A 13,636-nucleotide genomic window follows, 5' to 3' on the forward strand; every position below is an offset into this window, starting at 1 on the left:
ATACCGGTGACTTTGTTGGTGGTGGGTCGTTGGGTGTGGTGTGCCAAGGCCTGGACAGGTGAAGTCGTCGGGTGAGCGGTTGTCGGACCGGATCGCTCTGGGTGTGCTGACGCGGGTGTTTCCGCCTGAGTTGGTGGATGAGGTGGTTGTTGGGTGTGGGCGTCTGGAACAGCGGTCGCGGCTGTTGCCGGCCCGGGTGGTGGTCTATTTCGTGCTCGCGATGTGTCTGTTCTCCGGGCAGGGCTATGAGGAGGTGGCCCGGCTGCTGACGCAGGGGCTGGAGCGGGTGCGGCGGTGGGAGAAGCCGTGGCGGGTGCCGACGACAGCGGCGATCGGCCGGGCCCGCCGACGGTTGGGGGATCACCGGGACCCGGTTCCCGCCGGCTCGGCGCCATCAGCATCATCGCGCGCCGGAACCGCACCGAACTGGTGCTGCCCCGGCGCACGATCTGCTGCCGCTTCTGCCCCTCCTGGTCGGTTATCTGCGCACACGGACAGGCTCGGCCATCGCGCCTCCAACGGTCGGATCGGACGTCACCGCGCACATCCAACCGCCGCGACCACGAGCCGGGCGAACCTTCCTGGTCCGAGGGCTACTTCTCGCGCAGAGTCTCGACTTCGGCGGCCAGCACAGTCATGTCGCGGACGCGCGTGTAGTACCTGGTCGCGTACTCGTCGTCGATCGCCGGGAGAACCTTCTCGAACACCGCCGTCAGCCGGATCAAGCCTTCACCGCGCTGTTCGTCGAGCGGGCCTTCGAGAACGCCCAGGGCGTAGCCGTAGACGTCCGCATCAAGCATCACCATGTCCTGGTCCTGAATGTCCAGGCCGCGGAAACCTGGCGGGAACGGCATGGCCATGTGCTCGGCCATCACCTGCGAGAGCGCTTCGAGCTTCTCTTCGAACATGCACGAGATCCTGCCGTATCCCACCCGGCGAACCAATGCGGTCACGGCACTAGCCAAGCCTTCGCAGCACCTCGGCAATGGTGGCCCGGTACGTCCGCAGCGCCTGCAGTCCGGCGGCGTAGTGGTCGCGGTGCCGTGTGATGTCCACGGCCTGCTTCCGCGCCCGTGCAGCGTGCCAGAGCTCGGCCGTATGGTGGCGGCGCTTGCAGGTGACGTCCGCGACGGCGGTGGCACGCTCCCGCTGTGTATGCCGGGTGTTGCCGTCACTGCCCCGCTGCCAGACGGTGTCTGTGTACGCCGCGACGGGGTCGGGATAGCGCCTGAATCCTTGTTCTGCCACACAGCGGGACCACACGTCCCAAGCCGCGCGGAGGCGCGGGTCGCGCTTGACCGCCTTGTCGATCCCGATCGCCCGTGTGCTTGCGTAGAGCCAGTCCCGCTTGAGATTGATGCCGCGCATCAGCCGCCGACTCGCCTCGGCGTTGCAGGCGGGGAAGTCCGCATACTCGGCATTGGTCATCCGGCGGCCCGTCGGCCGGAGAGCCCGGGACTTTGCTGGGTCCCAGCCGTAGCCCCAGCGGCGGGCGGTGGCGAGATCCAGGGCGCCGTAGTCGGTGCTGACCGCGGTGGCGACGACGGGGTCGCTGGGGTAACGGGGGTCGAGCGGGAAGTCCGAGTGACCGCGCTCCGCCATGCACTGCCGGACCAGCAACGCCGAGGCCCGCTGCGATCGCTGGTAGTCCTGCGGCGTGTAGTCGTAGCGGTCGGCCGGCAGGGGGCCGAGGTCCGGCGCCGTACGGATGGCCTCCGGGCGTCCTGGACCGGAGATACATATCGCTGCCAGCACCGCCACGACACCCAGTCGCCACCCCCGCTTCGTCATGCGAAGGGATGCTAGCGAACAGCGTGCAGTGGTCGGCGGTGGCCCCCCGGCAATCCACGCCCGCCAGGAATTCAACGCGCTGGCGATCTCCACCGGGGCGGCACCGGCATAGTTCGCGAATGCCGCCGAGGTGGAGAAGCGGTGAGCCCGTCCGGTGCGGCCGATCAGCCGAGCGGCCATGACCGGCCCGATGCCCGGGGTGTCCATCAGCGTGCTGCTCGATGCCTCTACCAGGCTCTGCATCCGGGCAGCGTTGTCCGTGAGCTGCTTGTCCAGTTTCCGGGTCTCGGCGACCAGGTCCCAGGCGATGTCCTTCCGGACGGTCTCGATATCGCCGGCGGGGCGGACGGATCGCAGCAGTTTGGCGGCCAGGTCCGCGGACAGCTGGGTCGGGGCGCCGCCGGGCAGCAGGTCACGCAGCAGCGCGTGGAGCTGGTTGACCGTGCGCACCCGGGCCTGGGCCAGGTTCACACGCCGTTCGTCCAGGAGGGCCAGCGCCGTGGTGTGATCCTCGGGCGCGAGATCCCGCCCTTCTCCCTGCAGATTAGCAACGGTGGCTGCGGCCGCTGCGTCTATCTGGTCGTTCTTACGCCGTCCACCGCGGGAAAGTTCGCGCACCCGGCTGGTCGCCGCGGCAGGCACGTCGACGACGCTCTCACCGCGGGCGATGAGCCACTGGGCGAGATGCCGGCCCGGGCCGTTGGCGTTCTCCACAGCCCACTTCCGCTGTGGCCACCGCTTGGCCCAGGCCAGCAGCCGCCGATAGTCCGCCAGACTGGCCTCGATCCGCATCGACCCGACCTGCTGGTTCGAGACCGGCTCGACGGCGGTGGCGGTGTGGGTGGACTTGTGTGGGTCGACACCGAGCAGTATCACGGGACCTGATTCCTCACAGTCGGACGACGGGGACAGCCACGGTCGACACGCCGACTTCCGGAACCAACCTGGCCGGGACACGCCTCTGTTGAGTCAGACCGCGGACGGACACCGGACCGGCGACATACCCCGGGAGAGCCAGCCCCGAATCACGAGTCACCCGGACCGGCGTCCTACGGCACGCCACGAGCGGCCAACCCGACCGCGTCCCGCTTTCCCCATATAAGTCGGCGGTTCACTACACCCAGGCAGCCCGGTTGACACCCGAACCGACGGCCAAGTACCAGCGGGGCGACCGGCGAGCGGGTCGGGCAGTCGTTCACCCTGCAGGAGCTCCTCGGCGAGTGCGCCACATTTCCCCCGCGGTAGTCGACTGGGGATGGGACCCTGAATACGAGAACCAAGGCCCGGACGTCTTCCAGTCCAAGTTCCTCGGGGCAGCTATCCCCTTCGGGACAGTCCTGGAAAACGCCGGCGAGCTGTCCCGGGAAGGACGCGGCACCTCACTGCGCCTTGAGGCGCTATCTCTCCTGGAGACCGCGGTGGCCAACAGCAACCCGCGCCGGTTCGTAGTCGGTCGCGGCGAGCAGCAGGCCCTGGCAGGCAACCAGGTTGGCGCTGGCAGCCAGCGGACGACACCGTCACGGGTTCACTCGGACGGGTGTTGTACCTCGCGCCTCGGCCTGCCCCGGCTAGGTGAGGGGGCAGGTGAGCGGGAGGACCCGCTCGGCCAGCCGGCCGGTGAGACGGGTGGGTGTGAGGGCGGGTTCGGTGAGCCAGTCCGCTGCGGCCAGCTGGTCGGCCAGAGGAGCCAGTTCGCCGGGGCCGACGGCGCACCAGGAGGCGAGGTGGTCCAGGTCGATGCCCTGGCCGCCGGGGCCCAACCGTCCGTCAGGGAAGCTGTGGGTGGCCAGGACCAGGGCGAGCAGCCGGGGGCCGGCGCCTGCTTTGGTCTTGCGGAGTTTCTTGTCCGAGACGACTTTCTGGGCCCATCCGGAGAGCTTGGGCCGCAGTTTCTTGCCGAACGTGAACGGTCCCGAACCGCCATCGTCGGGAACCAGGGAGGGGACGGTGATAGGGGTGGGGTTCTCGGGCCGGGAAGCGAGCAGGTCACTAGGGGTATTGGGCAGGCGCAGCCAGCCGCAGTCGGCCAGCTGCGTGACAAGGTCCTCCGGATCGCTCAGGCCCAGCCCGGTGAGGTCCTGGCCGACGAGGTTGCCCGTGCCGGTGTGCGCGGTGCGCAGAGTCAGCATCACCACCAGCAGGCGCGCCTCCGGCCCGGGCAGCGGGACGGTGTCGGTGACGTGGGCCAGGACGGACCGGGCGTGGCCCCACTGGGCGGGGCCGGCCAGCAGGCGGGCCACGGCTGCGGTGTTGCTGTCTGGGTCGGTGCTGCTCGTGGCCAGGCCGGTGCGCTGCTGGTGCTGGAGACGGGCGGCGGTGGCGGCCTGCTCGGCACGCTGGGCGTCCAGTTTCAGGCGGGTGTCGCCGGTGGCCTCGGCCCAGGCTGCGAAGGCGCTCGCCTTGCGGGTGTGGAGGTCGGCCAGAAGCGCCAGGTCGGGTTGGTCGCGCTGTTGGTAGGTGCGGAAGAGGTCACCGAGTTCGATGAGTTCGTCCCGCAGGGCGATGGGGCGCAGATTGCGCGGGATGACGCGCTGGGCGATCTTCACCTGCGGTGGGCGGCGCCGCACGGGTGCGGAGCGGGGAGTCGGCCCCCCCGTCCCGGCTGCGACCTGGTGGTCGGAGAACTGCGGCGTGCCCGCGCCCGGGGCTGCGGGGGCCGGGCGCTCGGAGAGCTGGGGCCCGGGGGCCTGGGAGGTGGCTGCGGTCTTCGCTCCGGGTGTGGCGGCCGCACACCGAGAGCAGCACTCCATGGCCTGCCACCAGCGTCCTCCCCGGTCGGTGATCACGGCCAGGACGATCGGCCCGCCGCACCGCCAGGGTTCGGCACGCGCATGCCGGCCGGTGTCGGGCAGATGAGTGTGGCAGCCCTCGGCCCTGCACGCGCAGTACGTCCCGGCCCTGGGGGCGGGGGCGGCGCGCAGGTGGGCCTTGAGGTGGGCGACCGCGGCAGCACGGCCGGTGGTCGCGGACGGCAGACGCTGCTCGGCACATGCGGGGCGGCTGCATGAGATGCGCACCGCCGCACTGTCCCGGCCGGCGGCGTCCAGCCGCACTGTCCACCGGCGTCCTGGCACCCGCTCGTCCAGCTCGCTCCCCGCACCCTGTGTCATCCCGCTCTTCCTTCCCGTTCCGTGTCCCTGACTGCCACCCGCTGCCTGCCATGGCCGACGGCGCGCGGCGGGCCTAGCGTATGCGGCTCACCGAGCCAGCAGGGGCGCCCGCGAAGCGCACGTCCGCGACTGATCCGCCGCGTGGTATTCGGCCAGGTCCGATGGCTTTGTGCCATTCGTCGGCAACCCGCCTCCAACATCACTGAGGCCGGGCTACACAAGAAGGCGGGGTGGCACGTAGCGGCCTCATCTGTGTGTAGGCCGGTCGTACGGGAGGTCTGGGCGGTTGCTGACTATCAACGTAGCTTTGCTGCTTGCAGTCATCGTCTTCTTCCGGCTGCGCCGGCGTACGGAGGCCCGCAGCCGCTTCGACGAGAAGATGACCGTCGTCATCGTCCTGGCGCTCGGGATCCTCCTGGCGCCCACCCCGGTGGGCCAGGGCGTCCTGAGCTTCCTGGGGCAGCTCGCGAGCGGCGTGACACAGGCCAGCCGGTGAGCCCCCGCAGGCGCCGGCCCGCGGCCACCAGGCGCACGGCGGCGCGGCGGCGTACCCGCAGGCGTGGCAGGCGGCAGCGTGCGAATGACCGGCTGGTCGTGCTCCTCGTGGCCGCGGTTCTGGCCGTCGCCCTGGTCAACTGGCTGCTGGTTCACTGGTGGGTCCTGGTCGCCATCGGTGTCCTTGCCGTGCTGGCCGGCGGCGTCTGGCTCCACCAGAAGCAGCAGCGAGCCCGGTGGGAAGCGGTCCGTACGCAGGGCCTGCGCTACAGGCTGACGCAGCTGGATGGCCTGCACCACGCCCGGTTCGAGGACGCGGTGCGGGAGCTGATGCAGCGTGACGGCTGCCAGGACGCGGTCCGCGTCGGAGGCGGCGGCGACCTGGGCGCCGACGTGAAGGCCACCGACCCCTACGGACGGCGCTGGGTCATCCAGTGCAAACACCGCCGCAACGGCCTCGCCGGCTCCGCCGTGGGAAGCCCGGACCTTCAGGTCCTCAACGGCACCGCCCGCCAGGTCCACGGCGCCGACGTCGCGGTGATCGTCACCAACGGCCGCGTCACGGCGCCGGCCGTGGCCTTCGCCGAGCAGCAGCGCCTCCATGTCGTCGACCGCCACACCCTCGGTGTGTGGGCGGCCGGCTCACGCCCCTTGTGGGAACTGCTCCGGGCCGTCCCACCGCCCCGCAAACCGACCTCGCTCTCCTGAAGCCGCGCGCGGCGCCCTCGTGCGCCCCGCCTTCCTGACCGTTCGAGAGCGAGACAGGCAAACGAACCAGCAAAAGGCCCCAATCATGCCAAGTGGGCTGCCTGCAGGCCTGGTGACGCGGCGTGATCGGCAGAAAGGCCGGGGCAAGAGGGGGCGGTGTGGCGAAGCCGAAGAAGAAGCGGGGTGTCGGATCCCATTCGTGATGGACGCCCGCGAGGACAAGTACGACCGGTCCGCGATCGATGTCCAACCGCATCCCCCGTACGTGGAACCGCTCAAGTGCTGGGAGTGCGGAGTCGATGTCCACGTCCGGCATGGCAACGCCGATGACCTGGACTCCAAGTCGTCGCACTGCGTCAAGAACCCCGGCAAGGACCACGGCCCGCGCTGTCCGTACGACCTGGAGCGCCGCGGCAAGGAGCTCGTGGACCCGAGCCAGAACGGTGGTCCGCAGGGACGGGCAAGGCGAGGCCAAGGAACCATGTTCCCTAATAAGACCTACCGAGGCTCCAACCGGCAGACTCGGTGCCTGGTAGCCGCCGGCAGGTGAGCACTCTTTGTTCCCTGGACACCGAGTCCTGAGTCGGCCGGGGCGTCGGGCGACGTGCCAGGCCAGAGACCTGCCTGTGTCCGCGGGGGTCGTGTGCGGTCGAGTGCGTGTTGCCAATGAGCAGGTCCGGTGTCGGCGCCGCGTTCGCGACGATGACAGTGGCGTGTGTTGCATTCTAGCCCCGCCGATATGACGCAATTCACTGCAGAGGTCCTGGTGGCGGAAGGTGAGGGCGGAGGGCGTCCTCTGTGGCAGGGTCGGACCATGCTCTTTGATCACAACGACCACTATCACCGCCTGCTGTTGCGCCAGGTGCCACGAAATGGGGGTGCGGCACTGGATGTCGGTTGCGGGACCGGCCGGTTCGCGCGTCGACTCGCTCACCTGGGCATAGAGGTCGATGCGATCGATCCGTCGGAGGAAGCCATCGCGGAGGCCCGCGCGCTGTCCGGGCCGATAGCCGGTGACCGGAGCCCGCGCTTCCAGCACGCGGACGTCACCGAAGTCGAACTTCCGAAGGAGCACTACGACTTCATCTCGTGCCTCGCCAGCATCCATCACATGCCGTTCGACACCGTCACTGCATTGCGTGACGCGCTCGCGCCCGGCGGCGTCCTCGTGATCTTGGGCTGCTATCCGGAGAGGACCCGGCTCGACTGGGCTTGGAGCCTGGCAGCCGTGCCCGCCAACGCCGTCGCCAGGCTGGCCGTAGCCGTGAGGGACAAGCTTCGCCCCGTCTCTACTGCGGCGACTGGTCGAGAACAGGTGCAGGCGCCAGTGAGACAGCCGGCCATGCCCCTGCTCCAGATCCGCCGGGAGGCCGCAGTGCTCCTGCCTGGATGCAGCATCCGCAGGCTCCTCTTCTGGCGCTATCTGCTCGTCTTACGTAACAACGACTGACAGGACCACGTGGACTCTCCCCTCTGCTTCGCCCGTATCAACTGCAGCTTCCGATCACGGTGGTTCGCAGTGCGGGAAAGTGGCTCACTCGGGTGTCCCGGCGGAGATCTCGCGGAGCCGGACGATCTGTTCATGTTGGGCGGCGAGCCGGGCCAGGGCCTGGCTGCGGAAGTCGGTGAGCTCGTCGATCATCTGCTCGGACTTGGCGAGCCGTTCCCGGAGATTGGTGTTCTCCGCCTTGAGCCGGGCGACCCCGGGCTTCGCGAGGATCGGGGATCTCGCCGGCCTCGCGCATGACGTTCAGGCGGCGTTCGAACTCGACGCGGGGGTGAGCGTAGGGGCGGGTGCCGTAGAACGCGGTGCGGACGACCGCGGCCTCGCTGGCAAGGGTCTTGATGTCGTGCCTTCCACCAGGCGGGACCTCGCCGCGCAGGAGCCGGTCCAATGGCGGCCGGGACGCGGTTCTCGTTCTCGGCCCGCTGGGCTGCGGAAATCCTCATGCGGACTCCTCGTCCATGGTGCTGGCGGCGTCGATCTCGGCGACGACGCGGAGGGCCCGGTCGTAGTCGGCCTGGAGCCGAGTGCGTTCAGTCTTGCGTGTGGTGCCGAGCCGGCCGAGGAAGATCTCGGTGCGTTCGGCGTGCTCGGCCCAGACTGGACGGTGGCAAGGGTGACGAGTGGCCTGCGGACAGCGGGGGGAGTCACTACGCGGCGCAAATGGCCTCGACGAAGTGTCCCACCTGCTCCTCCGGGAGGCGACGTGCGAGGTCCGCCTCGCTGATCATGCCGACCAGGCGATGGTTCTCGATGACCGGCAGCCGCCGGATCCTGTGCTCCTCCATGGCCCGCAGAACGTCATCCGTGTCGGCCCCGGCATCAATGCTGATCGGCTTGCCCTGCTCGAGCATGCCCGCGGTCGTGCTCTTCGGGTCCTTGCCCTTGGCGAGACACTTCACCACGATGTCGCGGTCGGTGACGATCCCGTGGAGCCTGTCGTCCGGCCCGCAGACCGGGAGCGCTCCGACGTCCAGCTCACTCATCCGGCGCGCCGCGACCTCCAGCGTCTCGTTCTCCTCGATGCAGGTTGCACCAGCGTGCATGATCTCCCGTGCAATGGTCACGGCCGTCTCCTTCGGGCCTCAGGATCTACGCGGGCAGAGCCCATGGATTCGGGCACGCCCAGAATCGGTCCTCCATGAATCCAGTGTGGATTCTTCGTATCCCGTACGCATGCCGGCCAAGAGGGGCCACCACTTGAGCCCTCGCTGCGAGGAGGCAGATGGCCAGGTCACAGCTGCCGCTGTACGAACCGGCCGCATATGGCTGCCCGGCCCCGGCCCGGCCAGGGGTGACCGGCGAGGGACCGCGTCCGCAGCAGCGCGGGTGACGTCGATCCCAGCACCAGGGCGTGCCGCACAGGGCGCACGCGCCGCCAGGCCAACGATGGGGAACTGATACCTGAGACCGCACGCGTGCTCGGGCCCGGTCGGACCTGACGTCGACGTCAGGTGACACCAGGACAGCCTTGCACAGGTGTCGCCTCGGTACGCGCGCCGCAGCCCAGTGGTGGGCGCTCAGGGCACCGCCGTTCCACGGTAGCCCCGCCGAAGCGGGAGTCCAGGCAACACTGTGGACGGGGCCCGCAGCCGCGTGTCGGCGGGTTCCTTCCGCACCGGACGACCGGCGAGGGCCGCGACGATGTCTGCTGCGGCCAGCACCCCGGCGAGACGCCCGCCTTCCTCCAGCACCAGCACGGCGTCGGCTTCGGTACAGCTCATGAGGTCGGCTGCGTGCTGTACGGTCTGCTCGACATGTACGAGCGCCGACCTGCGGGCGGGCAGGAGGTCGCCCACGCGCAGGCCGGACAGCGAGGCGGCCGGTGCCGCACAGACGACCGCCACGTCGGCCCTGTCCAGCAGGCCGGCACAGCGACCGTCCGGATGCACGACCGGAAGGTGACGGGAGCCGGATCGCTCCAACAACTCCCAGGCCACGAGCACGGTTTCGTCGACATCGATCGTGACCACAGCGGTGCGCATCACGACGGCAACCGTCCGCGCCAAGACCTCCTGCTCACCGTGGACCGGCCCCGGCTGGTTCTTCTCCATGGTCGCTCCTTCTTGTTTGCGAGCGTCGCCGCGGCGTCACGGGGAGGGCGTCGGCTTCCCTTTCGCCGTGTTGTGGTGGCCGCCCGACCGCTGTTGCTGTTGGAGTACGTCCAGGACTACTGCTCCGTCGACGGTCTCGCGGGTGGCAAGCAGTCCGGCAAGGGTGTCCAGCGCCTCCCGGTGGTCGCGCAGCAGAGCCACCGCGCGTTCCTCGGCCTGCCGCAGCAGTCGGGCGGTCTCCTCGTCGACGATGCGTTGGGTCTGCTCGGAATAGGGCCGGTGCAGTGTCTCTTCGGTGCTCTCGCCGCCGAGGTAGCGGGGGGCTCCGGAGCCATACCCGATGGGGCCGAGAGTCGGGGACAGGCCGAACTCGCGGACCATGCGGGCGGCGAGCTGGGTGGCACCGGCCAGGTCGTCGGCGGCACCGGTCGAGCCCTCGCCGAAGACGACCAGCTCAGCCGCGCGGCCGCCGAGCCGGACGGTCAGCAGGTCGGTCAGATAGCCCTCGCTGTACAGGTGCCGTTCGGCCTCCGGGAGCTGCTCAGTGGCACCCAGTGAAGGCCCGGAGGGCAGGATGGTGACCTTGGCGACCGGGTCGGCGTGCTCACAGAGGGCCGCCGTGAGCGCGTGTCCGGACTCGTGGACGGCCACGGAACGCCGTTCCTCCGGCAGCAGGGCGTTGGTGGACTCCCGCCGCCCCAGCAGCAACCGATCGCGGGCGTCGCCGAGACCCTGGGCGTCGATGACGGCACCTCCTGCCCGGACGGCATTGATGGCGGCCTCGTTGACCAGATTGGCAAGGTCAGCGCCGGAGAAGCCGGGCGTGGCCCGGGCGACGGTGTCCCAGTCGACGTCCGGTGCCAGGTTCTTGCCGCGGGCGTGGACGGCCAGGATGGCCGCCCGCTCAGTCTGGTTGGGCAGCGGCACGGTCACGTGCCGGTCGAAGCGGCCGGGACGCAGCAGCGCCGGGTCGAGGGCCTCGGGCCGGTTGGTCGCGGCCAGGACGACGATGCCGCTGGCCTGGTCGAAGCCGTCCATCTCGGCGAGGAGCTGGTTGAGGGTCTGCTCGCGTTCGTCGTTGCCGCCCAGCCGGGCAGCCCCGCCGCGACGGCTGCCGACGGCGTCGATCTCGTCGATGAAGATGATCGAGGGGGCTCGTTTGCGTGCCTCGGCGAACAGGTCGCGCACCCGGGAGGCCCCGACACCGACGAACATCTCCACGAACGCCGAGCCGGTCACCGACAGGAACGGGACCTCCGCCTCGCCGGCCACCGCGCGGGCGATGAGGGTCTTACCGGTGCCTGGCGGGCCCACCATGATCACACCACGTGGTCCCTTGGCTCCCGCGACCGCGTAACGCTCGGGGCTGCGCAGGAAGTCGACGATCTCGCTGATCTCCTGCTTGACGCCCCCGTAGCCCGCGACGTCCTCGAAGCGGGTGGTCGGCCGCTCGGTCTCGATGATCTTGGCGCGGGCCCGCCCGATGGCACTCAGCCCCCCGCCCAGTGTCCTTGCTGCCTGGCGGCCGGTCCACATGAACAGAGCGACGATGAGCAGAAGCGGCAGGAGCAGCACCAGCAGTGTCCCGAGGGGGCTGCCGTTGCTGCTCCGGGACGCGGTGATCTTCACGTTCTTGGATTGCAATTGCTGCTCCAGGCGACTGTTGTCCAAAGCGGTGGGTATCCGCGTGGTGAATTTCTTGCCGTCCTTGAGGGTTCCCTTGATGGCGCCCTTGTCGTCGATGTCGACCGTCTTGACCTGACCGACGCCGACCTTTCCCACGAACTCGCTGTACGAGAGCGAAGCGCCTTCCTGGGGTGCGGAAGTTCGGATCAGCACCACGATCAGCAGGACCAACGTGGCGATGGGCAGCAGCCAGCGGGACCAGGAAGGCCCCGGCGAAGGCGCCGGCGGCTTGGGCGCCTCGCGTGGGGGGCCCGGTTTGGCCGAGCGTGACAGATGCCGGCCTGACAGACGAACTGATGTGATCACCGGACGGCTCCCTTGGCGGAAGGGTGAACCTCGGGCGAGACCTTTCCCGTGATTCGAAGAGGTGTGGATCGCAGACGGGCGTCCCACTTCCAGGATCAACGCCTTCTCCGCCATCGGCAGGAGCGAACGCACCGAGTCGGGTCCGGGTCACGCGCGGTCCCGGCCGGAGAAACCAGCCGACCAGAACCAGGAGTCCTCGGCCCTCCACCACACCGGCCTTGGGCGACGAGTCTGGAAAGTGCTTTTCAGGAGCTTGTTATGAAACGATCCGCACCTCAGCAGGCCCCCGAGCTCCACGTGCAGGTCCTCGGGGAGCTGTCACCGGACGGCCGGGTACGCGCGGGACAAAGTACACCCGGAATGGGCGGAGGCGGACCCGCAACGGGGGCGCAAGCGGACATGAACGGCCGCGGCTACCCCCTCGGCCGACCACCAAGTAAGTCTCCGTCCCACGGCGCTCCCCGCACCGCTCTCCGTCCGCGGTGAGTCCGTTGTGAAGTGAGCACCGGCAGTCAGGGCCGGGGCCTTCCGGGGCTACCCGGGGACCGACGGCCCACGGGTGTCTCACGTCGGTGCTCTGGCGACTGCTGCCACTCGTCGCGCGCTCCCGGGATCAGGCGGCAGCGTCGCCCGCGCCCACCGGTTCTCGGCCGTTCGGGCAGCCTACGGTCCGTGCGCCCATGGCCGGGAGCCTTGGTGCCATGGAGAGGACTCCCTGACGAAGGGAGCTGCCACTCCGGGCACGGCTGTCGCGCAGACTGAGGATGGGTGTCTGCGAGCGCGTTCATCGATGTATTCCGGCGTGCGTACGGATACACGCTGGGGGCGCACCGGCACCCAACTGAGCAGGGGCATCGAGTAGAAGCGATCTGCGGCCTTCGTCGTGATCGCTCAGGTTGAGGACAGACGCCCACTCATGTCCGGGCGGTGCGCGGCTGCGTGGGGCGGGAACGAAGCAGTCACGGTGCCGGTGATCACGTGAGTGTCTACGTCCCATGAACACCGAGCGAGCCCGTGCCTGCCCTGACATCCTCCAGCAGCGTCCCCGCCGTCGCCCAACTGGGCCCCCGGGACACGTCCGATCCCACACAAACCGTCTGTGACCTGCGTGTCTTCCTGGAAGCGATACCCGATCCGAGGAAGGTACGCGGACGCTACCGGCTGGACTCACTGCTGTGCTGCGCCATCGCCGCGGTCCTGGCCAGCGGGCGGTCACTGGCCGCGGCCCGCGAAAGGGCCACCGACGCCCGGCCGAACTCCTGCACTGGCTCGGCCTGCCCCGCGACCCGCTCACCGACCGTATCCGCCCACCCCACCCCGGCACGATCCGCCTGCTCCTCACACGACTCGACGGCAACGCCCTGGACCTGGCCATCGGCCGTATCTCACCGCCCGCGCCGCGCCGCCCGGCCCCGACGAGGACCCGCCGGCCCACAAAACCGTGATCAAACGGGCCATCGCCGTGGACGGGAAGACCCTGCGCGGCTCACGCACCGCCCAGTGCACAGCAACCGTCCTGCTCGCAGCCATGGCACACGCCGGGGAAGTCCTCGCTCAGCAGCAGATCGCCGACAAGAGCTACGAAATCCCCGCCTTCGAACCCCTGCTCGCCCCGCTCGACCTCACCGGCGCGCTGATCACCGCGGACGCCCTGCACACCCAGCACGACCACGGCGGCTATGCGTGGCGGGAGCCGGAACAGGCGCAGCCCGTCGTGGAAGGAGCGGCGGGCTTCTACTTCGGGGTTGGTGGAAGGGTGGAGGGACAAGGCCAACTCGCCACCGTTACCGGGGCCTGGCGATTCCCACTCCCTGGGACGCCACGGGATGAGGGCAATCACCACGATGCCGTCGGGGCTTGAGGAGAGCCGGGCGCGGTGCTCGCATGCCCGGTCACCGACCTGCCCGGCAACGTAGGCGCACAGTTCGGTTATCAGCCACTCGACCAGCAGCAGCGAGCCCTCGCGCAGCCTGCCCGTCCTC

The 13,636-nt window shown here is 69.5% G+C and carries 12 protein-coding genes and 1 pseudogene; 7 read left to right on the forward strand and 6 right to left on the reverse strand.

Going from position 1 to position 13,636, the window contains the following annotated elements:
• Positions 1-103: 103 nt before the first annotated feature.
• Positions 104-349, forward strand: a pseudogene (locus tag BT364_RS43975) (transposase domain-containing protein); the annotation flags it as partial.
• A gap of 244 nt (positions 350-593) precedes the next feature.
• Here BT364_RS43975 and BT364_RS25755 read toward each other — a convergent pair.
• The 3 genes from BT364_RS25755 to BT364_RS25770 all read right to left on the reverse strand — a co-directional run bounded on the left by BT364_RS25755 (position 594) and on the right by BT364_RS25770 (position 4,901).
• On the reverse strand, positions 594-908 hold the full coding sequence (locus BT364_RS25755; protein WP_072487628.1) for a hypothetical protein: 315 nt from the start codon (positions 906-908) through the stop codon (positions 594-596).
• 49 nt (positions 909-957) lie between these two features.
• The gene (locus tag BT364_RS41685) at positions 958-2,667 is read right to left on the reverse strand and encodes an IS110 family transposase (protein ID WP_177328227.1); all 1,710 of its coding nucleotides are present in this window, start codon (positions 2,665-2,667) and stop codon (positions 958-960) included.
• Between the two features lie 692 nt (positions 2,668-3,359).
• On the reverse strand, positions 3,360-4,901 hold the full coding sequence (locus tag BT364_RS25770; RefSeq protein ID WP_072487629.1) for a hypothetical protein: 1,542 nt from the start codon (positions 4,899-4,901) through the stop codon (positions 3,360-3,362).
• 286 nt (positions 4,902-5,187) lie between these two features.
• On the opposite strand from BT364_RS25770, the gene BT364_RS25775 reads away from it, so the two are divergent.
• The 4 genes from BT364_RS25775 to BT364_RS25790 all read left to right on the forward strand — a co-directional run bounded on the left by BT364_RS25775 (position 5,188) and on the right by BT364_RS25790 (position 7,554).
• Positions 5,188-5,397, forward strand: coding sequence for a hypothetical protein (locus tag BT364_RS25775; RefSeq protein ID WP_072487630.1), 210 nt, complete (start codon positions 5,188-5,190; stop codon positions 5,395-5,397).
• A complete protein-coding gene (locus BT364_RS25780) occupies positions 5,394-6,104 on the forward strand; it encodes a restriction endonuclease (RefSeq protein WP_072487631.1) in 711 nt (236 codons plus the stop codon). The genes BT364_RS25775 and BT364_RS25780 overlap by 4 nt, the downstream gene beginning before the upstream one ends.
• A 199-nt stretch (positions 6,105-6,303) precedes the next feature.
• Positions 6,304-6,654, forward strand: a complete 351-nt coding sequence (locus BT364_RS25785; protein ID WP_143166548.1) for a hypothetical protein — start codon at positions 6,304-6,306, stop codon at positions 6,652-6,654.
• A gap of 264 nt (positions 6,655-6,918) precedes the next feature.
• Positions 6,919-7,554 (forward strand): class I SAM-dependent methyltransferase, encoded by a 636-nt coding sequence (locus tag BT364_RS25790; RefSeq protein ID WP_072487633.1) that lies wholly within the window; start codon positions 6,919-6,921, stop codon positions 7,552-7,554.
• 704 nt (positions 7,555-8,258) lie between these two features.
• Here the strand turns inward: BT364_RS25790 and BT364_RS25805 are convergent.
• The 3 genes from BT364_RS25805 to ftsH form a co-directional block, all read right to left on the reverse strand.
• A complete protein-coding gene (locus BT364_RS25805; RefSeq protein ID WP_072487634.1) occupies positions 8,259-8,675 on the reverse strand; it encodes a CBS domain-containing protein in 417 nt (138 codons plus the stop codon).
• Between the two features lie 453 nt (positions 8,676-9,128).
• A complete protein-coding gene (locus BT364_RS25810) occupies positions 9,129-9,662 on the reverse strand; it encodes a CBS domain-containing protein (RefSeq protein WP_072487635.1) in 534 nt (177 codons plus the stop codon).
• A 36-nt stretch (positions 9,663-9,698) separates the two neighbouring features.
• Positions 9,699-11,654, reverse strand: coding sequence for an ATP-dependent zinc metalloprotease FtsH (gene ftsH / locus BT364_RS25815; RefSeq protein WP_072487636.1), 1,956 nt, complete (start codon positions 11,652-11,654; stop codon positions 9,699-9,701).
• A gap of 1,175 nt (positions 11,655-12,829) precedes the next feature.
• On the opposite strand from ftsH, the gene BT364_RS41075 reads away from it, so the two are divergent.
• Positions 12,830-13,099: a hypothetical protein gene (locus BT364_RS41075; protein WP_143166549.1), complete on the forward strand. Its 270-nt coding sequence runs from the start codon at positions 12,830-12,832 to the stop codon at positions 13,097-13,099.
• Positions 13,096-13,515, forward strand: coding sequence for a hypothetical protein (locus BT364_RS44315; protein ID WP_177328228.1), 420 nt, complete (start codon positions 13,096-13,098; stop codon positions 13,513-13,515). The genes BT364_RS41075 and BT364_RS44315 overlap by 4 nt, the downstream gene beginning before the upstream one ends.
• Positions 13,516-13,636: the final 121 nt, after the last annotated feature.

It is taken from the genome of Streptomyces atratus, assembly GCF_900119365.1.
Classification (GTDB): Bacteria; Actinomycetota; Actinomycetes; order Streptomycetales; family Streptomycetaceae; genus Streptomyces; species Streptomyces atratus_B.

What these genes read in the sequence shown, in the direction of transcription:
- BT364_RS25755 (WP_072487628.1), bottom strand. Translation starts at nt 908, where the DNA reads ATGTTCGAAGAGAAGCTCGAAGCGCTCTCGCAGGTGATGGCCGAGCAC.
- BT364_RS25770 (WP_072487629.1), bottom strand. Translation starts at nt 4,901, where the DNA reads ATGACACAGGGTGCGGGGAGCGAGCTGGACGAGCGGGTGCCAGGACGC.
- BT364_RS25790 (WP_072487633.1), top strand. Translation starts at nt 6,919, where the DNA reads ATGCTCTTTGATCACAACGACCACTATCACCGCCTGCTGTTGCGCCAG.
- BT364_RS25810 (WP_072487635.1), bottom strand. Translation starts at nt 9,662, where the DNA reads ATGGAGAAGAACCAGCCGGGGCCGGTCCACGGTGAGCAGGAGGTCTTG.